Source organism: Acidimicrobiales bacterium, from assembly GCA_035533595.1.
In the GTDB taxonomy this organism is placed as follows: Bacteria; Actinomycetota; Acidimicrobiia; order Acidimicrobiales; family Bog-793; genus DATLTN01.
In genome coordinates this window covers 1-25,202 of sequence record DATLTN010000060.1, presented here as the reverse complement: position 1 = coordinate 25,202, position 25,202 = coordinate 1, and the positions used below count along the sequence as shown (strand labels likewise).

General features: G+C 72.4%; 27 protein-coding genes. 10 read left to right on the top strand and 17 right to left on the bottom strand.

The features are described from left to right. Positions 1-325, top strand: a 325-nt coding sequence (locus VNF07_11390; protein ID HVB06837.1) for a hypothetical protein, incomplete at its 5' end; no start/stop codon positions are given. Between the two features lie 46 nt (positions 326-371). Here VNF07_11390 and VNF07_11385 read toward each other — a convergent pair. The 4 genes from VNF07_11385 to VNF07_11370 all read right to left on the bottom strand — a co-directional run bounded on the left by VNF07_11385 (position 372) and on the right by VNF07_11370 (position 2,990). Next, entirely contained in the window at positions 372-614 is a 243-nt protein-coding gene (locus tag VNF07_11385) for a DUF2630 family protein (GenBank protein ID HVB06836.1), read from the bottom strand. Positions 615-644: 30 nt separating this feature from the next. After that, positions 645-1,061: an SRPBCC family protein gene (locus tag VNF07_11380; GenBank protein HVB06835.1), complete on the bottom strand. Its 417-nt coding sequence runs from the start codon at positions 1,059-1,061 to the stop codon at positions 645-647. Positions 1,062-1,230: 169 nt separating this feature from the next. Continuing rightward, on the bottom strand, positions 1,231-2,073 hold the full coding sequence (locus VNF07_11375; GenBank protein ID HVB06834.1) for an ABC transporter permease: 843 nt from the start codon (positions 2,071-2,073) through the stop codon (positions 1,231-1,233). After that, the gene (locus tag VNF07_11370) at positions 2,070-2,990 is read right to left on the bottom strand and encodes an ATP-binding cassette domain-containing protein (GenBank protein HVB06833.1); all 921 of its coding nucleotides are present in this window, start codon (positions 2,988-2,990) and stop codon (positions 2,070-2,072) included. Before VNF07_11370 ends, VNF07_11375 begins: the two co-directional genes overlap by 4 nt. Before the next feature lie 214 nt (positions 2,991-3,204). Here VNF07_11370 and VNF07_11365 point away from each other — a divergent pair, with 214 nt between their 5' ends. Then, the gene (locus VNF07_11365; protein HVB06832.1) at positions 3,205-4,419 is read left to right on the top strand and encodes a sensor histidine kinase; all 1,215 of its coding nucleotides are present in this window, start codon (positions 3,205-3,207) and stop codon (positions 4,417-4,419) included. Continuing rightward, on the top strand, positions 4,416-5,099 hold the full coding sequence (locus VNF07_11360; protein HVB06831.1) for a response regulator transcription factor: 684 nt from the start codon (positions 4,416-4,418) through the stop codon (positions 5,097-5,099). Before VNF07_11365 ends, VNF07_11360 begins: the two co-directional genes overlap by 4 nt. 164 nt (positions 5,100-5,263) lie before the next feature. On the opposite strand, the gene VNF07_11355 is transcribed toward VNF07_11360, so the two are convergent. Continuing rightward, positions 5,264-5,833: a helix-turn-helix domain-containing protein gene (locus VNF07_11355; protein HVB06830.1), complete on the bottom strand. Its 570-nt coding sequence runs from the start codon at positions 5,831-5,833 to the stop codon at positions 5,264-5,266. Between the two features lie 144 nt (positions 5,834-5,977). Between VNF07_11355 and VNF07_11350 the strand changes: the two genes are divergently transcribed. After that, positions 5,978-7,513: an MFS transporter gene (locus VNF07_11350; protein ID HVB06829.1), complete on the top strand. Its 1,536-nt coding sequence runs from the start codon at positions 5,978-5,980 to the stop codon at positions 7,511-7,513. Between the two features lie 67 nt (positions 7,514-7,580). On the opposite strand, the gene VNF07_11345 is transcribed toward VNF07_11350, so the two are convergent. Continuing rightward, positions 7,581-7,934, bottom strand: coding sequence for a DUF1801 domain-containing protein (locus VNF07_11345; protein HVB06828.1), 354 nt, complete (start codon positions 7,932-7,934; stop codon positions 7,581-7,583). A 115-nt stretch (positions 7,935-8,049) separates the two neighbouring features. Between VNF07_11345 and VNF07_11340 the strand changes: the two genes are divergently transcribed. After that, entirely contained in the window at positions 8,050-9,102 is a 1,053-nt protein-coding gene (locus VNF07_11340) for an amidohydrolase family protein (protein ID HVB06827.1), read from the top strand. A gap of 407 nt (positions 9,103-9,509) precedes the next feature. Here VNF07_11340 and VNF07_11335 read toward each other — a convergent pair whose 3' ends face one another. Beyond that, positions 9,510-10,799 carry an MFS transporter gene (locus VNF07_11335; GenBank protein HVB06826.1) on the bottom strand — a complete coding sequence of 430 codons (1,290 nt, stop codon included), beginning with the start codon at positions 10,797-10,799 and terminating at the stop codon, positions 9,510-9,512. Positions 10,800-10,975: 176 nt separating this feature from the next. Between VNF07_11335 and VNF07_11330 the strand changes: the two genes are divergently transcribed. After that, on the top strand, positions 10,976-11,449 hold the full coding sequence (locus VNF07_11330; GenBank protein ID HVB06825.1) for a GNAT family N-acetyltransferase: 474 nt from the start codon (positions 10,976-10,978) through the stop codon (positions 11,447-11,449). A gap of 27 nt (positions 11,450-11,476) precedes the next feature. Here VNF07_11330 and VNF07_11325 read toward each other — a convergent pair whose 3' ends face one another. Together VNF07_11325 and VNF07_11320 are read right to left on the bottom strand one after the other, a co-directional pair. Beyond that, positions 11,477-11,752 carry a hypothetical protein gene (locus tag VNF07_11325; GenBank protein ID HVB06824.1) on the bottom strand — a complete coding sequence of 92 codons (276 nt, stop codon included), beginning with the start codon at positions 11,750-11,752 and terminating at the stop codon, positions 11,477-11,479. A 190-nt stretch (positions 11,753-11,942) separates the two neighbouring features. Further along, complete coding sequence (locus VNF07_11320; GenBank protein HVB06823.1) at positions 11,943-13,220, bottom strand: aromatic ring-hydroxylating dioxygenase subunit alpha; 1,278 nt, start codon at positions 13,218-13,220, stop codon at positions 11,943-11,945. Between the two features lie 198 nt (positions 13,221-13,418). On the opposite strand from VNF07_11320, the gene VNF07_11315 reads away from it, so the two are divergent. Genes VNF07_11315 through VNF07_11300 form a run of 4 tightly spaced genes read left to right on the top strand, consistent with a single transcriptional unit; the run spans position 13,419 to position 17,398 of the window. Beyond that, a complete protein-coding gene (locus tag VNF07_11315) occupies positions 13,419-14,453 on the top strand; it encodes an ABC transporter permease (GenBank protein HVB06822.1) in 1,035 nt (344 codons plus the stop codon). Then, positions 14,434-15,327 (top strand): ABC transporter permease, encoded by an 894-nt coding sequence (locus VNF07_11310; protein HVB06821.1) that lies wholly within the window; start codon positions 14,434-14,436, stop codon positions 15,325-15,327. The genes VNF07_11315 and VNF07_11310 overlap by 20 nt, the downstream gene beginning before the upstream one ends. Then, complete coding sequence (locus tag VNF07_11305; GenBank protein HVB06820.1) at positions 15,324-16,382, top strand: ABC transporter ATP-binding protein; 1,059 nt, start codon at positions 15,324-15,326, stop codon at positions 16,380-16,382. The genes VNF07_11310 and VNF07_11305 overlap by 4 nt, the downstream gene beginning before the upstream one ends. After that, the gene (locus tag VNF07_11300; protein HVB06819.1) at positions 16,379-17,398 is read left to right on the top strand and encodes an ABC transporter ATP-binding protein; all 1,020 of its coding nucleotides are present in this window, start codon (positions 16,379-16,381) and stop codon (positions 17,396-17,398) included. Before VNF07_11305 ends, VNF07_11300 begins: the two co-directional genes overlap by 4 nt. A 70-nt stretch (positions 17,399-17,468) precedes the next feature. On the opposite strand, the gene VNF07_11295 is transcribed toward VNF07_11300, so the two are convergent. From VNF07_11295 to VNF07_11260, 8 genes are all read right to left on the bottom strand, one after another. Next, on the bottom strand, positions 17,469-19,028 hold the full coding sequence (locus VNF07_11295) for an ABC transporter substrate-binding protein (GenBank protein HVB06818.1): 1,560 nt from the start codon (positions 19,026-19,028) through the stop codon (positions 17,469-17,471). A gap of 127 nt (positions 19,029-19,155) precedes the next feature. After that, positions 19,156-20,154, bottom strand: coding sequence for a methylenetetrahydrofolate reductase (locus VNF07_11290; GenBank protein ID HVB06817.1), 999 nt, complete (start codon positions 20,152-20,154; stop codon positions 19,156-19,158). After that, positions 20,151-21,014 carry a formyltetrahydrofolate deformylase gene (gene purU / locus VNF07_11285; protein HVB06816.1) on the bottom strand — a complete coding sequence of 288 codons (864 nt, stop codon included), beginning with the start codon at positions 21,012-21,014 and terminating at the stop codon, positions 20,151-20,153. Before purU ends, VNF07_11290 begins: the two co-directional genes overlap by 4 nt. Next, entirely contained in the window at positions 21,011-22,138 is a 1,128-nt protein-coding gene (locus tag VNF07_11280) for a hypothetical protein (GenBank protein ID HVB06815.1), read from the bottom strand. Before VNF07_11280 ends, purU begins: the two co-directional genes overlap by 4 nt. Beyond that, complete coding sequence (locus tag VNF07_11275) at positions 22,135-23,574, bottom strand: class I SAM-dependent methyltransferase (protein HVB06814.1); 1,440 nt, start codon at positions 23,572-23,574, stop codon at positions 22,135-22,137. The genes VNF07_11280 and VNF07_11275 overlap by 4 nt, the downstream gene beginning before the upstream one ends. Then, on the bottom strand, positions 23,571-24,530 hold the full coding sequence (locus VNF07_11270; GenBank protein ID HVB06813.1) for a methylenetetrahydrofolate reductase: 960 nt from the start codon (positions 24,528-24,530) through the stop codon (positions 23,571-23,573). Before VNF07_11270 ends, VNF07_11275 begins: the two co-directional genes overlap by 4 nt. Next, the gene (locus VNF07_11265; GenBank protein HVB06812.1) at positions 24,527-25,045 is read right to left on the bottom strand and encodes a methylenetetrahydrofolate reductase C-terminal domain-containing protein; all 519 of its coding nucleotides are present in this window, start codon (positions 25,043-25,045) and stop codon (positions 24,527-24,529) included. Before VNF07_11265 ends, VNF07_11270 begins: the two co-directional genes overlap by 4 nt. Before the next feature lie 4 nt (positions 25,046-25,049). After that, positions 25,050-25,202: methionine adenosyltransferase domain-containing protein (locus VNF07_11260; GenBank protein HVB06811.1), on the bottom strand; the 153-nt coding region annotated here is incomplete at its 5' end.

Below are 25,202 nucleotides of genomic sequence, written 5' to 3'. Positions count from 1 at the left end.
CGCGGTCCTCGCCCGCTTCCCGCAGGTGAGCGGTGCCGATGAGATCTGGTACGACCCGGGCACTAACGACTTCTACCTCGGCGCGAACCGCATGACCTCGGACGGGACCACCGCCGGCTACCCGACTCCGGTGATCGGCGTGATCTCGGCCGGCGGCACGCGCCAGGTGCCGCGGGCGACCTGGCTGCAGAACTTCGCCACCGGAGGGACCACGACGAACACCCACTCGGTGGCCGTCGACCCGACCAATCACCAGGTCTTCGTCCCGGTGGCGGGCGTCGGGGTAGCGGTGCTCGCGAAGACACCATCGACGACGGGGCTGTAGCGGTTCCACCCCTCCCGGCCGGACCCCGGTGGGGAGGGTGCCCCGCCTACTGGCGGTAGTGCTCGACGACCTCGGCCGGGCGCTCCTCCTCGGCGTTCGGGTCCTGCCCGAACTCCTCGCGGGCCTGCCGGCGACGGAGGAGGTCCCAGCACTGGTCGAGCTGGACCTCGAGCGCCGCGATGCGCTCCCGCTCCTCGTCGCCGAGTCTGTGGCCGGTGGCGTGCGAGCGGAGCTCGTGTTCCTCGGCGACGAGCTCGGTGATGTGCTGCACCACGTCGTGATCGTCCATCGTTCTCCCTCTTCTGGGTGGCCCCGGGGCTCAGCTTGCCTCGACGAGCCCCTTCATCGCTGCCAGCATCGCCTCCCAGTTGCCGCGGGCGTGCTCGGCCCCCTCCTCGCTCGCGTTCCCGCCCTGGCTGAGGCGCACCGTCGTCCGCCCCTCGGCCTCGAGGAGTTCGTAGCCCAGCACGTGGCGCGCCCCGTCGGCGGCCGCGCCGCTCGAGTGCGTGAGCTTCAGAAAGCGCGGCGGGCCGATCTCGAGCACCTCGCCGCGGCCCTCGAAGGGCTTGCCCTCCCAGTCGCCGTGCCAGACGACGGGGTTCCCTGGCTTCCAGTCGGACTCCACCTCCGCCCCGAACATGTAGCGCATCACCTGCTCGGGGTCGACGAGCGCCTGCCAGACCCGCGCCGCGGGCGCGTCGATCTCGACCTCGACGACAGCGATGTGATCGGCCACGGGACCTCCTCGCGAACACCGTCGCCCCCGGTTTTAGCCATTTCCGCGCACCTCGCCGACGCGGCGACGCGCCGCCGCCCCGTCGCGCGTCGGGCGGCGGCGGTCGTGGCGGTGCCCGCCGGGCGGGGGAGCGGCCGGCGGCGGGCCGGCGGCGCGGGGAACGGGCTGTTCAGGCGTCCCGGCGGGTGAGCAGCACGCCCCCGATCACGAGCGCCGCCAGCGCGTAGCCGCAGAGGATCGCGAAGCCGACCCAGGGCGTGAAGGCGTGCGGCGAGGGGAACTGGTGGTAGGCGGTGATCTGGTCACCGATGTGCGCCGGCAGGTACTCCCGGATCGTCTGCTGGAGCGACTGTGGCAGCGCCCCGTTGATCAGCGGGAAGATGAGCAGCACGCCGACGAAGGCGCTGATCCCACCGGCGGTGTGGCGGATCATCGTCGCGATCCCGAGGGCGAAGAGCCCGAGGACGGTGAGGTAGAGGCCGGCGCCGACGACCGCCCGTAGCGCCTGCGGGCTGCCGAGGCTGGTGTGCGGCGTCGGCGCCTTGAGGAGCGCCTGGCCGAGGAAGTAGGCGACGAAAGCGACGACCTCAGAGACGACGAGCGCCACCGCCCCGAAGACCCCCGCCTTCGCGGCGAGCACCTTCCAGCGTGCGGGCGCCGCCGACAGCGTGGCGCGGATCGTCCCCGTCCCGTACTCGGCGCTGATCGCGAGCACCCCCAGGATGCCGATCACGAGCTGGCCGAAGGCGACGCCGATGAGGCTCGTCTGGGTCGGGTCGAAGCCGATCTTCGAGCCCGGGTCCATCGTCGCCCAGTGGGCCGTCGTCTCCGCGGTGGCGATCGCCGAGAGGCCGACGCCGAGGATGATGATGAGCCCGAGGGTCCACATCGTCGAGCGCACGGTGCGCAGCTTGGTCCACTCCGAGCGGAGGAGGTCCATCATCGAGTAATGGGCGGCGACCGGCGCGGGCGCGACGACCGGGGGGGCGGTGTCCATCGTGGTCACGGTCATGCCGGTGCTCCTGTCGTCTCGCCGTGGTATTCGACGCTCTGTTCGGTGAGTTCCATGAAGGCCTCCTCGAGGGAGGCCGACTGCGGGGCGAGCTCGTGGAGGGCCACCCCGAGGGTGAGGGCGAGCTGGCCGATCTCGGCCGCGGGGAGGCCCCGCACCGTGAGCGAGCCGTCGTCGTCGAGGTTTGTCGTCGCGCCGGCGCGATCGATCGCCTCGCGCAGCCGCGCGGGCTCGGCGGAGCGGACCCGCACGTAGCGGGCCGAGCTCTGCGCGGTGAGGTCCTCGACCGAGGTCTGGGCGATCAGCTTGCCGCGGCCGATGACGATCACCTCCTCGGCGGTGAGGGCCATCTCGCTCATCAGGTGGCTCGAGACGAAGACCGTCCGCCCCTCCCTTGCGAGGCCCTTCAGCAGGTTGCGGACCCAGCGGATCCCGTCCGGGTCGAGGCCGTTCACCGGCTCGTCGAACAGCAGCACCCCCGGGTCGCCGAGCATCGCCGCGGCGATGCCGAGGCGCTGGCCCATGCCGAGGGAGAACTTCCCGGCGCGCTGGCCGGCGACGGAGCTGAGGCCGACCATGTCGAGGCACTCCTCGACGCGGCTGGCCGGCAGGTGGTTGGTCTGGGCGAGCATCAGCAGATGGTTGCGGGCGCTGCGCCCGGGGTGGATCGCCTTGGCCTCGAGGAGGGCGCCGACCTCGCGCAGCGGCCAGCCGAGGTCGCGGTAGTGCTGGCCGTTCACCGTGACGTCGCCGCCGTTCGGCATGTCGAGGCCCATCACCATGCGCATCGTCGTCGACTTGCCCGAGCCGTTGGGCCCGAGGAAGCCGGTCACGATGCCCGGTCGGACCTCGAAGCTCAGGTCGCTCACGGCGACCTTCTCGCCGTAGCGTTTCGTGAGCGCTTTCGCCTCGATCACTGCTCCTCCTCCCGCGGCCGGCCACGTTGGCCCGCCGTGTGATCCCATCGTCGACGATCGCGCCGCGCCCGTCATCGGCCGCCGGTCGCTCTGTCCCGTACCACCAGGGGAGGGTGCCGGCGCAACAGGGGGAGGCAGTGTACGACCAGCGGTGTACGGCGGCCGCGACCGGAGGCCGACGACGGGCGGGCCCGCCGTCAGTAGCGTCACGAGGATGGGGTCGGTGCAGGAGAGCGAGCTCGGCCTGCGGCCGCCCTTCCTCCACCGCATCCGCCCGGCGCAGCTGCAGCGTGCCGACTTCGCGCTGGCGTTGCTCTTCTTGTTGGCGACGGTCCCGCACATCACGAACAACGGGGACCGCCGCGTCGGTCCCGCCGGGGCGCTGCTGCTGCTCGCGCTCGGTGCCGCGGTCCCGGTCGCGATCCGCCGCCGAGCGCCGATCGCGGCGCTCGTCATCGCCACCGCCTCGCTCTCGATGGCGACGGGGCTCGGCGCCTCCTTCGCCCCCGATCCGCTGATCGCCCTCCCGATGTACCAGGTCGCCGCCGTGAAGGGGCGCCGGGAGTCGCTGCCCGCGCTCGCGCTCTCGGGGGTCGCCCTGCTCGTCGCCTCGGGGATCGGCCTCGCCCACCACCCGGCGATGGGGGACTCCACCTTCAGCGTCCTCGTCTCGGTCGCCGCGTGGTTCGTCGGCGACAGCGTGCGCGTGCGCCGCGCCTACACCGCCGGCCTCGCCGGACAGGCCGCGCAGCGGGCGAGCGAGGCGCTCGAGCGCGCGCAGCGCGGTGTCGCCGAGGAGCGGCTGCGGATCGCGCGCGACCTGCACGACGTGGTCGCGCACAGCCTCTCGGTGATCGCGGTGCAGTCCGGCGTCGGCCGCCACGTCATCGACAGCCAGCCCGAGCAGGCCAAGGCGGCGCTCGCCGCGGTCGAGACGACGAGTCGTGCGGCGCTCGGCGAGCTGCGACGGATGCTCGGGATCCTGCGCCGCGACGGCGTAGACGGCCCCGAGCTCGCCCCCGCGCCGGGAGTGGGTGACCTGGACGAGCTGGTGGAGGAGGTGCGCGGCGCCGGGATCCCCGTCGAGCTCCTGGTCGGCGACGGCGTCGCGGGCTCGCTGTCCCCCGCGCTGCAGCTCTCGGTGTACCGCGTCGTCCAGGAGGCGCTGACCAACGTCGTGAAGCACGCCGGGCCCGCGAATGCCCGCGTCGAGCTGCGTCGCGAGGGCGACGACGCGGTGGTGGAGGTGCTCGACGACGGCTTCGGCAACTCGCTCAAGTGGCCGGTCGCCAGCGACCTCGAGCACCACGGCATCGTCGGGATGCGCGAGCGCGTCGCCGCCTACGGCGGCGCGATCGAGACCGGCCCGCGCCCCGAGGGCGGCTTCCGGGTGCTCGCCCGTCTGCCCGTCGGGGGGGCGCCGCAGTGACGAGCAGCGTCCTCGTCGTCGACGATCAGGCGCTCGTGCGCGGCGCCTTCACGGTGCTCGTGAACTCGGCCGAGGACCTCGTCGTCGTCGGCGAGGCGGCCGACGGCGCCGAGGCGGTGCGGATCGCCGGGGAGCGCCGCCCGGACGTGGTGCTGATGGACGTCCGCATGTCCGAGATGGACGGCATCGAGGCGACGCGCCGGATCGTCTCGGCGGCGGGCGGGGAGACGACGCGGGTCCTCATCCTCACCACCTTTGACCTCGACGAGTACGTCTACGAGGCGCTGCGGGCGGGGGCGAGCGGCTTCCTCCTGAAGGACACCCCGCCGGCGGACCTGCTCGCCGCGATCCGCATCATCGCCGCGGGGGAGGGGCTGCTCGCGCCGAGCGTGACCCGCACGCTGATCGAGGAGTTCGCCCGCCGCCAGCCCCCCGAGGCGCGGGACTGCCCGGTCCTCGACGCGCTCACGCCCCGCGAGCGCGAGGTGCTCGTGCTCGTCGGCCGCGGCCGCTCGAACAGCGAGATCGCCGGCGAGCTGCACATGAGCGTCGCCACCGCGAAGACCCACGTGAGCCGGCTGCTCGCGAAGCTCGGCTCCCGCGACCGCGCGCAGCTGGTGGTCGTCGCCTACGAGTCGGGGCTGATGTCGGTGCACGGCGCCGGTGAGCCCGCCCAGTAGGCGGGAGGCGGTCAGCCGGTGCGGCGGCTCAGTCGGGGTTGGCCGCCGCCCACTGCGTCATCAGCTCCAGGCGGTTGCCCGCTTCCCGCAGGCGCTTGCTCGTCGTCGCGAGGTCGTCGACGGCGCGCGCCTCGACGGGGCCGCCGCCCCGCTGAGAGTGCGCCTCAGCGGGGCGGCCGGAGGCCGTCGACGATCATCGGCAGCAGGCGGGCGCTCTGCTGTGAGGTGAGGGCGGGGTTGGTGCACATCGAGCCCATCAGCTGGAACAGATCGGTGCCCTCGATGTCGGTGCGGGCGACGCCGGCCTCCTGCGCGCGGCGGAGGATCTCGGCGACGGCGGCGTCGATCCGCTCGCGCGTCCCGACCCGCAGCTCCGGGTGCTTCTCGAAGGCCTCCTGAAGCTCGTTGATGAAGGTCCGCTTGCCCTGCGCATAGCGCACGAAGGCCTCGAGGAAGCTGACGAGGGCCTCCCAGGGCTCGAGGTTGGCCTGGGCTTTCTCGGCGGTGACGATCAGCGCGTCGACGTCGCTCTGGTAGACGGCCTCGACGAGGTCGATGCGCCTGGGGAAGTGGCGGTAGAGGGTGCCGACCCCGACGCGCGCCTCTTTGGCGATGGCGTCCATCGAGGCGCCCCCGCCCTCACGTGCGAACACCTGCCTCGCGGCGGCGACCAGCCGGTCGTAGTTCCGGCGGGCGTCCGCCCGCATCGCCTTGCCGCCCTCTTCCTCGCGCATCCTTCCCCACCTCGCTTCGCAGGCCCGACGGGCCGCTCCCCGGATTTCTTTTCCCCGGGTGTTGCTAAACGGAGGGGCCCTCCGTATAGTAATCGGAGGAAGCTTCCGCTTAGCCACAGAGTAACAGCGGAAAGGTCGATGTCAATGCCGAGCAGCACCCTTCTCGAAACGCGCGCAGCAGCCAAAACGCCGCCCGACAGCGGTGCATTCCGCTCCGACTCGCGCTCCGGCGCCCACCCCCGCCTCTTCCTCGTCACGATCCTCACGGCGCAGCTGATGGCGACCCTCGACGGGACGATCGTGAACGTCGCCCTGCCGCACATCCAGCGCGGCCTCGGCTTCTCGAGCACCGGGCTGTCGTGGGTGCTGAACGCCTACATCCTCGCCTTCGGCGGCCTCCTCCTCCTCGGGGCGCGCGCCGGCGACCTGCTCGGCCGCCGCCGCACCTTCCTCCTCGGGATCGGCCTCTTCTCGGTCGCCTCGCTGGCGGGGGGCTTCGCCACCGACGGCACGACGCTGCTCGCGGCGCGCGCGCTGCAGGGCGCGGGCTCCGCGCTCGCCGCCCCCTCCGCGCTCGCGCTCCTCACCCAGGTCTTCTCCGAGGGGCGGGAGCGGGTACGGGCACTCGGGCTGTTCACCACGATGGCCGCGGCGGGCGGGGCCACCGGCCTCGTCGCCGGCGGCCTCCTCACCGAGTGGGCCTCCTGGCGCTGGGTGATGTTCGTGAACGTGCCGATCGGGGTCGCGGTGCTCTTGAGCGGGCGCATCGTCCTCTCCGAGACGCCCCGCCGCACCGGCCGCTTCGACCTCGGCGGCGCCCTCAGCTCGACCCTCGGCATGACCGGCCTCGTGCTTGGTCTCGTCGAGGCGGCGAGCCAAGGATTCACGAGCCCCTCGAGCGTCGTCCCACTCGTCGCCGGGGCGATGCTGCTGCAGCTGTTCGTCGCCCACGAGCGGCGCGTCGAGGAGCCGATCCTGCCGCTGCGCCTCCTCGCCCACCGGGCGCGCAACGCCGCCAACCTCGCCCGCGGCCTCGTCTTCGCAGGGATGTACGGGATGTGGTTCTTCCTCTCGCAGTTCCTCCAGGACCTGCAGGGCTACTCGCCGCTGCGCACGGGGGTGACGTTCCTCGCCCTCCCCGCCTCGGTCTTCGTCTCCTCGCAGCTCACGAGCCGGGTCCTCTCCGACCGCCTGAAGGCGCGGACGCTGATGCTCGGGGGCATTGGCCTCGTCGCGGCCAGCCTCGTCGCGGCGAGCCGCCTGCACGTCGGCGCCTCGCCGCTCGAGGCCCTCGCGAGCCTCGTCGTCCTCGGCCTCGGGTCGGGCACCTCGCTCGTCTCGCTCACCTCGGCGTCCCTCACCGACGTCGAGCCCGCCGACGCCGGCGCCGCCTCCGGCCTCGTGAACGCCGCCCAGCAGATCGGCGCCGCCCTCGGCCTCTCCGGCCTCGTCACGGTCTTCGGTTCGGTCACCCACCACGCACAGCTCAGCCAGGCGGCGGGCACCGTCCTGTCGGCGCCGGCGCGCGCCACGCTCATCCATGGGATCGACGTCACCTTCACCGCCGGCCTCGCCTTCGCCCTCGTCGCCCTCGCCGTGGTGCTGGTCGCGCTGCGGCCGGCGAGGCTCCCGCGCGGCGGGCGGGCCGACCTCGGAGGCGAGCTGCTGGTGGAGGGCTGACGTCCCCATGGCCCGCGGGGCGTGCCCGCGGGCCCATGGGCGGCGGGACGTGCCCGCGGCCCATGGGCTACTCGGCGAATGCCTGGCGGAGGCGCACCGCGACGAGCTTCTCGACGAGGGCCTCGGGGAGCGGTTGGTCGATCGGGAAACGCAGCGCCCCGGTCGAGAAGGTGTAGTCGGTGAGGTCGTCGGCGAGCACCGGGAAGACCGAGCCGCTGTGCGGCAGGTAGCTCAGGTGCCGCGTGAAGGCGGCGAAGCCGGCGACGGTCTTGCCCCGCAGCCGGAAGGCGGGCAGGCCGTAGGAGATGCCCTCCTCGGCGTCGGGGAGGAGGCGCCGGAGGCTCTCGCGGAGCGCGGCGAGGGTCGCCCGCTTGGGCTCGTCGAGGCTCGCCAGGTAGGCGTCGATCTCCTCGCGGGCCACGCAGCGATTGTCGAGCCGCCGCCGACTGCGGTCAAGGGCTCGGTTGACGGGGGCCCGCCGGTGGTGGAGCGTGTCAGCGAAGACGACGGACGGAGGTGCGCGGATGCAGCGGTCGGTGCTGAGGCAGGTGGACCCGACGGCGGTCGCCACCAATGCGGAGCTGCTCATCTCGGCGGACTCCCACGTCGACGAGCCTCCCGACCTCTGGGCGACACGCCTCCCGGCCGACCTTCGCGACGCGCTCCCTCCGCTCCCGGACCGTTCCGGGGACCTGCCCGGCGCGACCGATCCGGCGGACCGCCTCGGCGTCATGGAGCGCGACGGAGTGAGCATGGAGGTGCTCTATCCGACGCTCGGGCTCACCCAGTACAAGCTGACCGACGCGCACCTGCAGCGCGAGTGCTTCCGGGTCTACAACGACTGGATCGTCGAGTACTGCGCCGGCACCCCGGGACGCCTCGTCGGGGTGCCGATGATCTCCGCCTACGACATCGACCTCGCCGTGAAAGAGCTCGAGCGCACCACCGCGGCGGGGCTGAAGGGCGCCCTCCTCTGGCACGTCCCTCCGGATGGCCTCGAGTACACGACGGGCCACTACGACCGGCTGTGGGCCGCGGCCGAGGAGATGGCGGCGCCGATCAACCTCCACATCCTGTCGGGCTTCAGCTACTCGAGCCGCCAGCGGATGCGCGGCATCGAGCAGTTCCGCGGCAGCGTCGAGTACAAGGTGATGGACGCCATCCACGGCCTCTTCGACTTCCTCTTCTACGGCACCCTTGACCGCTTCCCCCGCCTGAAGCTCGTGCTCGTCGAGTTCGAGATCGGCTGGATCCCCTGGATCCTCCAGCAGTGGGACTACTACGCGCGCCGTCACGGGGAGATGAACGGCCTCGAGCTGAGCGCTTCGCCGAGCGAGCTCTTCGAGCGGCAGGTCTACGCGACCTTCGTCAGCGACGAGGTCGGCTCGCACCACTTCCCGCACGGCTGGGGGGTGCGCAACTGCATGTGGTCGAACGACTTCCCCCACGGCAACAGCAGCTGGCCGAACTCCCGCCAGGTGATCGACCGCGACCTCGGTGGCCTCGCCCCCGAGGTGCTGCGGCGGATCCTCTCCGAGAACGTCACCGAGCTCTACGGCCTCGAGGCGCCACCCCCGATCGGGGGCTGAGTGCCAGCGGCGGGCCGCTCGCCCAAGGCCACGGGGCCGTCGTTGCGCGCTACGGCCCGGTGTTGCCGACGTAGAGCGCGGCACGGCGCGAAAGCAGAGGGGTGGCTCACTGAGCTCCTCCAGGTAGTGAGCCGTCCAGCCGGCGACGCACGCGATCGTGGAGATCGCGAGCCCCGAAGAGCGGTCCATGTTGACGGCGAAGGCGAGCGCCGCGAGCGAGAAGTCGATGCTCCGGTCAGGCCGGCTCGCGCGGAACTCCCGGCTCGGTGCCGCCTTCGCGCTCGGCTTCCTTGTCCCCGGGCGGGGCCTCTTCTCCCGCGTCCCCGGGCGGGGCCTCTTCGGCCTCGGGATCGGGGCTCTCCGGCTTCGGCGGCGGCTCTGGCTGAGGAACGGTCATACCGCCTCTATTACCCCGTCGCGCCCTCCTCCATCTCGTCCGGCGCGCTCGGGCGGGCGTCGAGGCGGTAGCGGGCGTACGCGGGCATGAAGCGGGCGATCGCGAGCACGCCGAGGATGCAGCCGAGCCCTCCCGAGACGATCGAGAGCTGTGCGTTCGAGAGCGCCGCGACGAAGCCGGCCTCAGCGTTGCCGAGGCGGCCGATCTGCACCGAGATGCTCTGCAGCGAGGTGAGCCGCCCGCGCAGGCGATTGGGCGTCTCGGCCTGGAGGATGGTGTTGCGCATCACCGCCGAGACGGCGTTCCCCCAGCCCGCGATGGCGAGCAGCGCGACTCCCGCGGCGAGCCACGGGACGAAGCCGAAGGCGGCGATCGCAAGCCCCCAGACGACCACCGCGATCAGCACCGCGCGCCCCTGGTAGCGGACGCGCTGGGTCCAGCCGCTCACCGTCGCGCCGAGGAGCGCGCCGATCCCTGGCGAGGCGGTGAGGAGGCCGAAGGTGCGCGCCCCGCCGTGGAAGTGGACAAAGGCCATGTAGGGGAAGAGCGAGGTCGGCAGGCCGAGCAGCGTCGCGTTGATGTCCGCGAGGAAGCAGGCCTGGATCACCTGCCGGCGCTTCAGAAAGGCGAAGCCCTCGGCGATCGACGACAGGCTGAAGCGACCGCCTGCCGCGCCGAGGGCGGGGAGCCGCAGCACCGAGCGCGTCGCGGCCAGCGTCACCGCGACGTCGATCCAGTAGACCGCCGCGATGTCGTGGGAGAAGGTGGCGATGAGCACCCCGGCGATCGCGGGCCCGGCGACCTGCCCGAGCTGGGAGAGCGCCTGGCGGAGGACGTTCGCGGCGATGTAGGAGTCGCGGTCCACCAAGGTGATGAGCACGGCGGTGCGCGTCGGCGTGTCGATGCCGGTGAGCGCCCAGGTCGCCCCGGAGCAGACGTAGAGGGGCCACAGCGCCGGGTGCCCGCCGAGGGCGTTGAGCGCGAGGGCGACGCTTGAGACCGACAGCAGCAGCGCGGTGACGACGAGGAGGCGCCGGCGGTCGACGGCGTCGACGATCGCCCCGCCGAAGACCGGCGTGATCACGCCGGGCACGACCTGCGCCACGCTGATCAGGCCGACCGCGACGTTGGAGCGCGTGAGGATGAAGACCTGGTAGACGACGGTGGTCACCGTGAGCCAGGTGCCGAACTGACGGAGGCCGAAGCCGACCCACAGCCGGCGGAAGTCGGGGAAACGCCGGAGCGGCCCGAGGTCGACGAAGATCGATGCGGCGACTGCGCTCTCCTCTTGGACGGGCACCCCTCGGCCGAGCGGAAGGTATCAGCCCCCCTCTGGGCGTGGAGGGTGCACCGTGGCACGCCGTGGGGCGGACGGATACGGTCGAACCCATCGGGGCGCGGCGGTCCCGGCCCGAGCCGACGACGGGAGCCCGCCGCCGGGCGCTGCACCTTCACGATCGGAGCGAGACTCCCTCCATGATCCGCCTCGCCACCCGCGACGACCTCGGCGAGCTCGTCGCGATGATCCGCGAGCTCGCGCACTTCGAGCGCGCCCTCGAGGAGGTGGAGATCGACGAGGCGATGCTCGGACGGGCGCTCTTCGGCGAGGAGCCGGCCGCCTTCGCCCGGCTCGCGCTCGTCGACGGGAGTTTCGCCGGGATGGCGATCTACTTCCGGAGCTTCTCCACTTGGACGGGACGGCCGGGCATCTGCCTCGAGGACCTCTATGTCCGCCCCGCGCACCGTGGCCGCGGCGTGGGCCGGGCGCTGCTCGCCGAGCTGGCGTGCCTCGCCGTCGCCGAGGGGTGCCCGCGGCTCGAATGGTCGGTGCTCGACTGGAACGCGCCCGCGATCGCCTTTTACCGCTCGATCGGCGCGCTCCCAATGGAGGAGTGGACCCGCTACCGCCTCGCCGGCCTCGCGCTCGCGGCGTTCGCGGCCTCGGGCTGACCTGCGGCGGCGGCGCCCACCGGGGCCTCAGGGCGCGGCGTGCTCGAAGTTGAATATCCAGTGCACCCCGAAGCGGTCGAGGCAGCTCCCCCACGTCGCGCCCCAGAACATGTCGGCAAGCGGCGCGAGGTCGGTCGAGCCCTCCGAGAGTGCGTCGAAGAGGCGCTCGGTCTCCTCACGGCTGTCGGGCTCGACGTTGATCGTCGTGTTGTTGCCGATCCGCAGCTCGTGGCCCATCGACTCGAGGATGTCGGTGCCCATGATCACGTGGCCGGCGAGGATCGGGAGCGCGACGTGCAGCACCTTCTGCTGCTCGTCCTCGGAGAGCTTCGGGGCGTCGTCGCCCGCGGGGATGTCGGCCCATCCGCCGGATCGGTGCGACGTAGTCCGTGCCGAAGACGCCCTTGTAGAACTCGAAGGTCTCCTCAGCGTTGCCGTCCAAGTTCAGGTAGTCGTGACCCGCACCATCGTCGCCCTCCTCGGCTCGGTTGTCCTAGATCCCCATCGCCTCTTCGTAGGCTTTGCGCACCTCGGGGGGCTGGCCGGCGTAGAAGGCGAAGTAGTCGTCGGCGGGGCGCGGCGAGTCGGGGCGCTGCTCGCGCCGCTGCAGCCACTCCTTCTTCGGCAGCCCCTTCTCCATCAGCAGCCGCCGGTCGTCCGGCCAGCGGACGGGGGAGTTCTTCTCCGGGTCGCGGACGATGCCCATCGGGTCGCGGCCCTCGGCGATGGCCGCGAGGTCCGAGAGCAGCTGCTTGCGGAACATCCGCACGCCGAGGTCGCTCGCGCCGAGGTGCTCGTTCTCGCGGTCCGCGAGCCTGCCCTGGCCGACCCAGGCGATCGTGTCCTGGTTGATGACGTGGGTGTTGATCCAGCGCCCCGTCACCGGGTCGGTGATCTCGGCGTACCAGTGGGGGATCTTCTCCTGCACGTAGGGGCGCTGCTCGAGGGGCACGGGCTCGTAGCTCCAGACCACCGAGAGGGTGTGCGTGTCGTCGACCGGCACCCGGTACTCGAAGTGCGTGCCGCCCGGCATGAACAGGTTCGGCATCATGTGCAGGCGCGGCTGGGTCCAAAGCGGCGAGGTCTCGTCGGTGTTCTCGAGGATCCGCTTGTAGCCGAAGCCGTACTCCCACTCGTCGATGCCGATGCGCACGTGCGCCGCGGCGCGCTCGCCCTTCGAGAAGCGGCCGAGCTGCTCGAGGGCCCAGTTGTTGTGCAGCCACTCGAAGTGCACCGGGTCGATGTTGTTCTCCGCGCACTGCAGCCAGTTGCAGTCCACCTCGGCGAGGACGATCTGGCGGAAGCCGTTCTCGTAGGTGAACAGCTCCCAGTTCGGGCAGAGCGGTGCGGGTTGTGGCCCGAGGTAGCAGAAGACGAGCCCGGCGAGCTCCTGGACGGGATAGGCGCGGGCCTTGATCGAGTCCCTGAAGCGCCGGTTCTCGTGCTGCACGTCCTCGAAGGGCTGGGAGGTGCAGTTTCCCTCGGCGTCGAAGGCCCAGCCGTGGTAGCTGCAGCGCAGGCCGCACTCCTCGACGTAGCCGTAGGAGAGGTCGGCGCGGCGGTGCGGGCAGTGGCGCTCGAGCATCCCGTAGCTGCCGGAGCGGTCCTTGTAGAGGACGAGGTCCTCGCCGAGCAGGCGCACGGCCTTGGTGCGCTGCTCGTCGAACTCGGTGGCGGCGGCGACGGGGTGCCAGTAGCGGCGGAGCAGCTCGCCCATCGGAGTGCCCCGCGAGGTGCTCGTGAGGAGGACGTTCTCTTCGGTGCTCAGCATGGGGCCCCCTTCTGCCGTGTGGCGATTTTAGGGCGCCGCGGGGCCGAGGGGAACCCGCCGGGGCAGATTCCTGTGCACGTGCGCGTGGAAGTGCTGTTCTATGCTGCGGAGGTCGGCGGGGGGCCGCCGGCACCCGCTCGCCGGTTGGCCGGCGAGCGGGGCTCGTGGACTTTGGGGGGCCATCGGATCGTGACGTCCGTGACATTGGGCGCCCCGGCCGCCTCTACTCCGCCCCGCCGGAACCGCCTCCTGCACGCGTTCGCCTCCTCGCCGAGCCTGCGGGTCATCGGCCGCCGCCTGCTCACCGCGATCCCAGTGCTCTTCGGGGTCTCGTTCATCACCTTCTCGCTGCTCAACCTCCTCCCCGGCGACGCGGCGAGCTCGCTCCTCGGCCTGAACGCCACCCCGCAGGAGCTGAAGGCGCTGCGGATCCGGCTCAACCTCAACGAGCCGTTCTTCACCCGGTTCGGCCACTGGTTCGGCAACGTGCTGAGCGGGCACTTCGGGAACTCGCTCGCGAGCGGCCAGTCGGTCACCTCGATCCTCGGCCAGCGGGTCCCGGTCTCGATCGAGCTGATCCTCTTCGCCTTCGTGCTCTCGGTCGCCTTCTCGATCCCCGTCGCCGTCCTCGCCGCCCGCCACCCGCGGGGTTTCGTCGACCGCTGCTCGATCCTCGTCTCGATGGCCGGCCTCGCGACGCCGAACTTCGTGCTCGCGCTGCTCGCGAGCCTCGTCTTCGCCCTCCACCTGCGCCTCGTCCCGGTGCTCGGCTACGTCCCGCTCAGGCAGAACTTCTGGGAGAACATCCACTCGATGGTGCTCCCGGCGGCGACCATCGCTTTCGGTCTGTTCTGCACCTACACGCGGCTGCTGCGCGCCGACATCGTCGAGCAGCTCGTCGCCGAGGACTACATCACCACCGCGCGCGCGAAGGGCGTCCACCCCTGGGTGATCCTCGTCCGCCACGCGCTGCGCAACTCGATGTTCGGCCTCCTCACGCTGATCGGTCTCAACCTCGGCACCCTGATCGGCGGGACGGTGATCATCGAGCAGATCTTCGCCCTCCCGGGCATGGGCCAGGAGCTCATCCAGGCGATCAACAACCGCGACGTGATCGTCGTCGAAGGGGTGGTGCTGCTGATCGCGGTGGTCATCGTGCTCGCCAACCTCGCGACGGACCTGCTCTACGCCGTCCTCGACCCGCGGATCCGCTATGGCCGTTCGACTTCCTGAGGTCTCGGTCGCCGAGATCGGCGTCACCGCGGTGCACGACGCCGCGGAGATCGCCGCGCCGCGCTGGCGGCGCGACCTCGAGCTCTGGCTGCCGGCGGGCTTCCTCGCCCTGCTCGTCGGGGCGTGCTTCCTCTGGCCGCTCATCGACCACAGCCTGCCGAGCCCGGTGGGCGGCCAGCTGCAGAACGCCAACGTCCCGCCGCTCTCGCGGGGGGCGCTGTTCGGCACGGACAACCTCGGCAACGACATCTTCTCCCGCATCCTCTACGGGGGGAGGGTCTCGATCGAGGTCGGCCTCGGCGCCAACCTCATCGGCCTCTGCCTCGGCGGCTACTACGGGGTCTTCGCGGCCTTCAAGGGGGGCCTCATCGAGGCGACGATGATGCGCATCCTCGACATGTTCCTCGCCTTCCCGGCGCTCATCCTCGCGATCGTCGTCTCGCAGTTCCTCGGACCGAGCGAGCTGCACGTGATCTTCGCGATCTCCTTCTTCTCGGTCCCCGCCTTCGCCCGCATCGCCCGCGCGCAGACGCTGCGGCTGCGCGAGCAGACCTACGTGACGGCGGCGCGGCTCTCGGGGCGCAAGGACCGGGCGATCCTCTTCGGCCACGTCATCCCGAACGTCGTGCCGAACCTGCTCACCTTCGGCCTGCTCGGGATCCCGATCGTGATCATCGTCGAGGCGGCCCTCAGCTTCCTCGGCTACGGGGTGCCGCCGCCCGGGCCGAGCTGGGGGAACATGCTCGCGGTCGGCCAGAGCTACCTGTCGAGCAACCCGGACCTCGTGATCATCCCCGCCGCCTTCCTCATCGCCACGGTCCTCAGCCTGAACCTCGTCGGCGACGCGGTGCGCGACCGCTGGGCGAGCCGGTGACGACCGCCGAGGCCGGGCGCCTCGCGGCGCGCGACGAGCATCCGGCGCATCAGCTGCGGCGCTTCGACGACGTCACGGCGCCGGTGCTGCTCGACGTGAACGACCTGCGGGTGCGCTTCAACGGGGGCGGCCGCGTCGTGCGCGCCGTGAACGGGGTCAGCTTCAGCGTCGCCCCCGGCGAGACGCTCGCGGTGATCGGCGAGTCCGGCTCGGGCAAGACCGTCACCTCGCGGGCGGTGATGGGGCTGCTCCCGCCGACGGCGCAGGTCTCGGGGTCGGTCCGCTTCGAGGGCCGCGAGCTCGTCGGGTGCTCGGAGAAGGAGCTCCGCCAGGTGCGCGGGCGCCTCATCTCGATGGTCTTCCAGGATCCCGCCCGCTCGCTCAACCCGACGATGCGGATCGGCGCGCAGATCCGCGAGGCGGTGCGCGTGCACGAGAAGATCACGAGGCAGCAGGGCCGCGACCGAGCGATCGAGCTGCTGCGGATGGTGCGACTCCCCTCGCCGGAGACCCGCTACGTCGAGTACCCCCACCAGCTGTCGGGGGGGATGCGCCAGCGGGTGATGATCGCGATCGCCCTCGCCTGCCGGCCGAAGCTGCTGATCGCCGACGAGGCGACGACCGCCCTCGACGTCACCACCCAGGCCCAGATCATGGAGATGCTCCTCGAGCTGCAGCAGGAGATGGGGATGGCGCTCCTTCTCATCAGCCACGACATGGGCCTCGCCGCCTCCTACACGAGCGAGGTGGCGGTGATGTACGCCGGCCGCATCGTCGAGGGGGCGGCGACCGAGGAGCTCTTCGAGCGGGTGCGGATGCCCTACACCAAGGTGCTCCTCGACGCGATCCCGCGCATCGACCGCCCCTCGCACTCCCTCCTCCCCGTCGTCCCCGGCCGGCCGCCGGACCTCAGCGACCTCGCCGACAACTGCGCCTTCAACCCCCGCTGCCCGCGCGTCACCGAGCGCTGCCGCGTCGAGCGCCCCGCGCTCGAGGAGCACGAGCCGGGTCACCGCTACGCCTGCTTCCACCCGCACAGGGCGGAGGGGGAGTGACCGCGCTCGACGAGCCGCCGCCCGCGGCGCCGGGAGCGCCCCTCCTCGAGGCGCGCCACGTCGTGCAGGAGTTCGTCGTGCGCGACCACGGCGGGGTGCGCGGCGGGGTCGTGCAGGCGGTCTCGGACGTCTCGTTCGAGGTGCGCGAGGGGGAGACCCTCGGCATCGTCGGTGAGACCGGCTCGGGGAAGTCGACCCTCGCCCGCTCGATCCTGCAGTCGCCCCGCCCGAAGTCGGGCGAGGTGCGCTTCCGCGGCGTCGAGCTCACCAAGCTGCGCAAGGGCGAGCTGCTCGACGCCCGCCGCCACGTGCAGATGGTCTTCCAGGACCCCTTCGGCTCCCTCGACCCGAAGTGGAAGGCGGCGCGCATCGTGGAGGAGCCGTTGCTCGCCTACGGGGTGGGCGCCGCCGAGCGGGGGAGGCGCGTCCGCGAGCTCCTCGACCTCGTCGGCCTCGACCCCTCGCTCTACGCCGACCGCCGGCCCCGCCAGCTCTCCGGCGGCCAGTGCCAGCGGGTGGCGATCGCCCGCGCCCTCGCGCTCTCGCCGGCGCTGATCATCTGCGACGAGGCGGTCAGCTCGCTCGACGTGCTCATCCAGGCGCAGATCCTCAACCTCTTCGAGCAGCTGCGCGCCGAGCTGCGCCTCGCCTACCTGTTCATCGCGCACGACCTCGCGCTCGTGAAGCAGGTGAGCGACCGGGTCGCGGTGATGTACCTCGGCCGCCTCTGCGAGGTCGGCCCCGCGGAGGAGATCTACCGCCAGCCGCTGCACCACTACACCCGCGGCCTGCTCGACTCGATCCCGAGCCCGGACCCGAAGGTCGGCCGCCGCCGCCCGTCGGAGAACCTCGGGGGCGAGCCGCCCTCGCCGCTCGACCCGCCGAGCGGCTGCCGCTTCCGCACCCGCTGCCCGCGCGCCGAGGAGCGCTGCGCCGCCGAGGTGCCCGAGCTGCGCACGCTCGCCCCGGGCCACGAGGTCGCCTGCCACTTCCCCCTCGAGCACGCCGCCGTCTGATCCGTGGCGTGGCGCGGGAAGGGGCCCGCCGCAGCGGGCCCCTTCCCCTACGCGACGTCCTGTCGCGGCGCTACTTCATCCAGACGTTCTCCCAGTCGACGACCGGGGTGCCGTTGGCGACGCCCTGGACGTTCGAGCGGGTGACGATGAGCACCGGCTTCGCGTACTCGAAGATCGCCTCGGCCGTCTTGTTCATCTGCTGGTTGACCTTCGCATAGACGCGGGCGCGCGTCGGCGCCGAGGCGAAGGCCGCCCCCTGGTTCATCAGCCCGTCGAGGGTCGGGTCCTTGATCCCCGAGAAGTTGCCGTAGGAGGCGAAGTAGATCGGCAGGTCGATCGCCGGGTCGATGCTGTTGCCCCAGTTCGAGCTGATCGCCTGCCAATTGCGCGAGGCGATGAGACCGAGCAGGTTCTGCAGGCTGTCGATCTTCACGTTCACTTTGATGCCGGCCTGTCCCCACATCGACTGCAGCGCCTCGGCCTCGGTGATCCAGAACTGGGTGTTCGTCGTCGTGTCGAGGGTGATCGTGAGGCCGCCCAGCTGCTGGACGAGGGCCTTGGCCTTGGTGAGGTTGTAGGCCGGGTAGTCCGAGACCTTCGGCTGGTAGAAGAGCTGGCCGGGGCCGGTGTAGCCCTGGACCGGCGTGTAGATGTGGCCGTAGAGGTTGGCGACGAGGGACTTCGGGTTCGTCGCGTAGGCGAGCGCGAGGCGCGCCGTCGGGTTGTTGAAGGGCGGCAGGTTGTTGTTCAGCGCGACGAACTGGATGAGGATCGCCGGCAGCCGGTAGGTGGTGAGGCCCGCCGTGCTCTTGGCCTGCTGGAAGATCGGGATCGTCGTCACGATCGAGTACTGCGCCTGACCCGCCTGGATCGAGGAGAGGTCCGTCTGGTCGTTCCCCGTCGAGGTGAAGGTCAGCGAGTTCAGGTAGGGCCGGCCCTTCTGCCAGTACCCGGGGTAGCGCTTCAGCACGAGCTGCGAGCTCGCCGAGTTGCTCACCACCTCGAAGGGCCCCGCACCGACAGGGTGCTGGGCGTAGGCCGCCTCACCCATCCGCGCGAGCGCCGTCGGCGAGGTGACCCAGTTCGGTGCCTCGTTCACGAACGCCGGGATGATCGGCGAGAAGGGCGACGAGAGGGTGAGGACCACCGTGTACTTCCCCTGGGCGGCGATCGAGGTCACCGCCTTGAAGTTCGGGAGGCAAAGGCAGGCGTTCGCCGGCAGCAGGTCGCGCTGGATGCTCTGCGCGACCGCCTGCGCGTTGAAGGGCGTCCCGTCCTGGAACTTCTGGCCGGGGCGGATGGAGATCAGCACCTTCAGGTTGTGGTCGGCGAGGTGGTAGCCGCTCGCCATGCTCGGGACGATCGTGCCGTTCGGGCCGACCTCAAAGAGCTGTCCGAAGATCGCGTTGTTCTCCGTCGCGTCCGCGGTGTCCTGGGTGTTCGTCGCCGGGTCGAGGCCCGGCCACTCGCCGCCGTTCACGAGGTCGACGAGCGACCCGCCGTGGTGCACGGCGGCGACCGCGGCCGCGTGGTGCGATGACGAGGCCGTCGCGGAGCTGATCGGCCCGAAGGCGACGACCCCGAGGGCCAGTGCCGCGGCGGCGACAAGTCGCCCGTGTCGGATGTGCATGTGAAACCCCCTGCCGCCCCCCGGCGGCCAGCTCCCCCCGATGGACGCCACTACCGCAGGAGCAGGCGGAGATCCTGGTGGCGTCGCATTTTTTGTGTTCGTATGAGACACGTCGTACCACGAGTTGTCAAGGACCCCCCGCAGCCCGCAGCGCCTCCCCGCCGCTGTAATCTACCGGGCCGGCGGCGGCGGCGAGCGCCCCCGGTCCCCCCTCCCGGCTCGCGCCGGGCCCGCCGAGGCGGGCACTGGCGACGAGCGCGGGAACGGCCTCTTCCTCCCAGCCGGGTGCCATCAGGTGGACCCCGCCCACCCCCGGCACGCCGCGCAGCTCCTCGATGACGCGCGCCGCGACCGCGATCCCCGCGGCGCGCGCCTCGGCGCCCTCGAGGCCCGCGAGGGCCGAGAAGGTCGCGGCGTCGACCTCCACGCCGGGGATGCGGTCGAGGCGCTCGAGCATTGCCGTGCCGCGCGGCGGGGTGACGCCGACGAGGACGGGCGCCCGATCGGCGACCCCCGCGGCGACGACGCCCGCGAACCACGCCGCGAAGCGTTCGACGTCAAAGACGATGTTCGTCTGCAGCAGCTCCGCCCCGGCGTCGAGCTTCTGGACGAGCTTGTCGACCGTGTCGACGAGCGGGTTCGCGGCTGCGGCGACGGTGAAGGCGGTCGGCGTGGTGAGCTCCTCACCGGCGTACAGGCGGCCCTTGTTCATCGCGGCGATGAGCGCGATGAGGCCGAGGGAGTCGAAGTCCGAGACCGCCCTCGTGAGCTCGCCGTAGGGGCCCACCGAGAGCGGGTCCCCCGAGAGGGCGAGCACGGCGCGCACGCCGAGGGCGTGCGCGCCGAGGAGGTCGCCCTGCAGCGCGAGCACGTTGCGGTCCCGCGTCGTCATCTGCAGGATCGGCGCGACGCCCTCGGCGAGGAGGAAGGCCGAGCTCGCGAGCGCCGAGCACTTCACCGTCGCCGCCTGGTTGTCGGTGACGTTCACGGCGTCGACGAGCCCGGACAGCGCCCGCGCCGCCCGCCGCAGCGGCTCGGGGTCCGGGTCGCGCGGCGGACCGAGCTCGGCGGTGACGGCGAGGCCCGGGCCGCGGGCGGCCGCGAGGAGCGGGCTCTCGGCGCTCACCGGAAGACGACCGCGCGGTTGCCGTTCAGAAAGACGCGGTGCTCGAGCTGCCAGGTGACCGCGCGCGCGAGCGCGGCGGACTCGTTCGCCTGGCCGAGGGCGGCGAGGCGCGCCGGGGACATCCGGTGGTCGACGCGCGTCACCTCCTGCTCGATGATCGGCCCCTCGTCGAGGTCGCTCGTCACGAAGTGCGCGGTCGCGCCGATCACCTTCACGCCGCGCTCGAAGGCCTGCCGGTAGGGGTTGGCGCCCTTGAAGGAGGGGAGGAAGGAGTGGTGGATGTTGATCGCCCGCCCGGCGAGCGCCTCGACGAGGGAGGGCGAGAGGATCTGCATGTAGCGGGCGAGGACGACGAGGTCGACCTGCAGCTTGTCGACGAGGGCGAGGATCTCGGCCTCCTGCTCGGCCCGGTTGTCGGGGCCGACGGGGAGGTGGTGGAAGGCGACGCCGTTGGCGCGGGCGACCGGGCCGAGGTCGGGGTGGTTCGAGACGACCGCCGCCACGTCGGCGTGCAGCTGCCCGGTGGCCTGGCGGAAGAGCAGGTCGTTCAGGCAGTGGCCGATGCGGCTGACGAGGATGAGGAGGCGCTGGCGGGCCTCGGCGTCGTAGAGGCCGACGATCATGCTGCCCGCCGCGGCGCGCGCCCGGAGCGCCTGCTCGAGCGCCTCCACCTCGCCGTCGGCGGCCACCCTGCTCGCCTCGACGCGCATGAAGAAGGTGTGCGTCAGTGGGTCGGCGAACTGCTGGCTGTCGTCGATGTTCCAGCCGCGCGTCGAGAATTCGCCGGCGATCTCGTAGATCAGCCCCGTGCGGTCCGTGCAGGTGATCGTGAGGACGAGGTGGCGCTCGCGGCTGCTCACGACGGCTCCCCGCCGAGGATCCCGACGCGGTGCGGGAGCGGCTCCTCGGGGGCGGTCTCCGCACCGCCGAGCTCGGCGCGCACGATGGCCGCGCCCTTCACCATTGCCTCGAGCTTGGCGCGGGCGACGGCCACGGGGAGGTGGCGCAGGCCGCAGTCGGGGTTCACCGCCAGCTGCTCGGGGGGGACGGTGCGCAGCGCCTGGCGGAGGCGCCCGGCGACGGTCTCGGCGCTCTCCACCTCGCGGCTCTTCACGTCGATCACCCCGCAGCCGACGACGAAGCGCTCCGGCTCGGGGCGGAAGAGCGCGAGGTCGTCGAGGCCCTTGCGGGCGAACTCGAGGACGAGCTCGTCGACGTGCGCCCCGAGCACCGTCGGGAAGAGGAAGTCGTAGTGCCCCTCCCAGGCGGGGCGGGCGTAGCGGTTGCCGTAACAGACGTGCAGGGCGACGCGCGCGGTGATCCCCTCGGTGAGGGTGTTCAGCCCGGCGATCGCCACCCGCACCGCCTCGGGGTAGCCGGCGAGGAAGGGCTCGTCGATCTGCAGGCGCGTCGCCCCGGCCGCCTCCAGCCGGCGCGCCTCGGCGCCGAGGAGGCGGGCGAGGGCCTGGACGAGCGCCCCCTCGTCGGGATAGGCCTCATTGGCGATCCGCCGCGAGAGAGAGAAGGGGCCGGGCATCGAGACCGTGACCTCGTGGTCGGTGAGGCCCTGCATGAAGGCGAGGTGGTCGACGAGGCCGAAGCCGCCGAAGTCGTCGGGCTCGGGGAGGCGCGAGCGGGCCGCGGCCTCGAGGTAGTCGAAGTAGTAGGTCTTCGGCGGCCCGGTGAGGGCGACGCCGGGGAGGCGCTCGACGAAGTGGTCCATGTCGTTGTCGCGGCGGTACTCGCCGTCGGAGACGACGTCGATCCCGGCGTGCAGCTGGTCGATGAGGGCGGCCTTGATCGCCATCTCGTTGATCTCCCCGAGGAGCTCGGGGGAGGCCCTGCCGAGGTGGAAGTCGGTCTTCACCCGCCCGAGCCACTCCGGCACCGAGTAGGAGCCGACGACCGCGGTGCGCAACAGGCGCGGCGCGCCGGCCGGCGCCGCGCCCTCGCCGGGCCCTGCGGGGTCGGCCGCGGTGCTCAATCGCGTGCCCGTGCGACGGCCGTCACGATCGGCGAGCGCGAGCCGTGCGCGAAGGGCTCGAAGGTGACGTGGTAGCCGCGACGGCTCGCCGCGGCGCTGAGCACCGGCCCGTTCACCCAGTTGACGACCGAGCCGTCGTACTTTCCGGGGCCGCGGAAGGCGCTCCGGTACTGCGCGAGGTCGGTGACGAACAGGTCGTGGCAGGTGAGGAAGCCGTACGGGTTGAGCAGCGGCAGGGTGTCGAGGAAGCTCGACACCGCCCCGTTGGAGGCGTGGAAGCGAACGTCGCCCTGGCCGGCGGTGAGCGGCTCGATGAGCTCCCCCGTGAGCTCCTCGCAGAGGAGGTAGCGGTCGAGCGGGCCGAGGGGGCGGTAGCGCTCGGCGAGGCGCAGCCGCGACCACACCTCGCGCCAGAAGGTCGTCGCCGCGGCCGCGTCGGCGAACACCGACGGCATCGTCTGGGAGAGGAGGCGGGGGCCGAGGGTGACGAGGCGCGCGACGAGCCCCTCCACCCAGTGGGGCTCCATCCCGAGCGTCTCGGCGAGGGCGCGCACGTCGGCGCCGGGGAGGTGGGCGCGCACCTCGACCTGGTGTAGCTCGCCGTCGAGGCAGGCGAGCTCGTCGGTCGGGAGGTTGTCGTAGACGTTCGAGATGTAGACGAAGAAGACCTCGCCGTCGAGGAAGCGGAGCGTCTCGCGGGGGTGGGCGGCGTCGAGCGCGAGGGTGGAGACCTTGTCGCGGTGCTCGGCGACGGTCTGGCGGGCGAGGTCGAGGACATGGGTCGAGTAGTCGGCCATCAGGTACTGCAGGCGGCGGTAGTACTCGCGGCCGTGCTCTGCGTCGGCGCGGCGGAACTCCTCGAGCCAGACCCGCGCCTGCTCGCCGTTGCCGACCCCGATCTCGAGCACGGTGAGGTGCTCGGGGAGGGCGCGGCGCTCGGCGAGCGCGTCGAAGACGCGGAAGAGCTCGAGGACGACGGCACGCGCCGCCTCGCTCTTGGTCGCCGCGCTCTCGCCGCCGGGGAGGGTCTGCGCGTAGGCGCGCCCCGAGGCCTCCTCCCAGAGCGCGAGCTCCCCCCAGTAGAGGGCGTTGAAGCGCCACAGGACGCTGCGCGAGACGGGGCCGAAGTCCTCGAGCCACGCCGCCTCGCTGTCGTCGATGGCGAGGGCGGCGGCGATCTGGCCGTCGAGGAGGGAGGCGTCCGCGCGCCGGAGGTCGAAGGCGAGCTCGAGCTCCTCCTCCTTGTGGCCGAGGACCGGCCGCGCCATCACCGGCTCGCGGAAGTTCTGCTTGTACTGCACCCAGTCGCCGACGACGCGTGCCCGCGTCGGGTCGAGGGCGCCGGACTCGACGGCACGCAGCGCCGCGGCGGCCGCCTCGATCCCCTCTCCGACCCCGCGGCGCGCCGCGCCGTCCAGGCGGAGGTCGATGTTCACTGCGCCACCGCCTCGGGCTCGCGCGCCGCGAGGCCGACGCGCTCGAGGACCTCGACGATCGCCTCTTCCCAGGAGAAGGCCATGAGGTGGATGCCCCCGATCCCCGGGAGCGAGCGCAGCGCGGCGACCGTCTCGGCGCAGTACGCGATCCCCGCCTCCGCGAAGCGGGCGTCGGGGACGCCGTCGAAGCGCGCCGCGAATGAGGGGGGGACGACGACGCCGGGGATCCCGTGGCGGAGGCGCTCGAGCATCCGCCGCGAGCGCACCGGGCCGACGCCGGCGAGCACGGCGCAGCGCTCGAGGGCGCCGAGGTCCCCGAGGCGGCCGAGGAACTCGGCGAAGAGCGGGACGTCGAAGACGAACTGGGTCTGGAGGAACTGCGCACCGGCGGCGACCTTGCGCGCCGCGCGCTCGGGGCGGAAGGCGAGCGGGGGAGCGGCCGGGTTCTCGACCGCCCCGATCAGCCAGCGCGGCGGCGAGGAGAGCGCCGCTCCCGAGCCGAGGCGCCCCTCGTCGCGAAGGCGCGCCGCGGTTTCGATGAGCGTCAGCGCGTCGAGGTCGAAGACCCCCGCGGCCCCCGGCTCGTCCCCGGCGCTCTGGTGGTCGCCGGTGAGCAGGAGGACGTTCGGGATCCCGAGCGCCGCGGCGCCGAGGAGGTCGGACTGCAGCGCCAGGCGGTTGCGGTCCCGGCACTGCAGCTGGACGACGGGCTCCACCCCCTCCTCGGCGACGGCGACCGCCGCCGCCCAGCTCGCCAGGCGGACGACGGCGCCGGCGTTGTCGGTGAGGTTGACGGCGTGGACGTGCGGGGCGAGGAGCGCGGCGGCGCGCCGCAGCGCGGCGGTGTCGGCGCCCTTCGGGGGCGTCAGCTCGGCGGTGACGGCGAAGCGGCCCTCGGCCACCGCCGTCGCGAGACGGCCCCGCACCGGGCGGGCCCCGACGACGGCTGCGCTCACCGCGGCGCCCCCGCGTGGAGCGCGCCCCGGCGCGGGGCGGGCGAGCCGTCGCGCTCGAGCCAGTAGTTGACCCACGCGCTCTCCCCGACGCGCCGGTGGTCGAGCGGGCCGAGCAGCGGCGCGAAGCCTGCCGCGGCGCCCGCCGCAGCCGCGCGCTCGTAGCCCACGAGCCAGACGCAGCGCACCTCGGGGAAGACCTCGCAGCCCCCGTCGGCGCGCACCCCCCCGCACGGGCCGTTGCGCAGTTCCTTCGGGCAGGTCATCGGACAGGCGTAGCCGGTCGTCGGCAGCGCGCACTGGCCGCAGTCGCGACAGCCAAATGCCGCCTCTTTTACCCCGGCCTCGACGCGGTGCAGCGCCCGGTAGCCGCTCGGGTGGCGCTCGAGAGAGCGGCCGACGCCGCGCCACAGCCGGTTCGGGACGAGGAGGGCCCCGAGGCGGTAGCAGAGGCGCGCCCCGAGGCGGGGCCGGCGCGGTCGGGGCGCCGGAGCCGAAGCGGGGACGGGTAGCGGCACGGCGTCAGCGCCCGGCCGCGCTCCGCAGCGCCTCGGCACGGTCGACGCGCTCCCAGGGGAGGTCGAGGTCGACGCGCCCGAAGTGGCCGTAGCTCGCGGTCGGCTGGTAGATCGGCCGGCGGAGGTCGAGGTCGCGGATGATCGCCGCGGGGCGGAG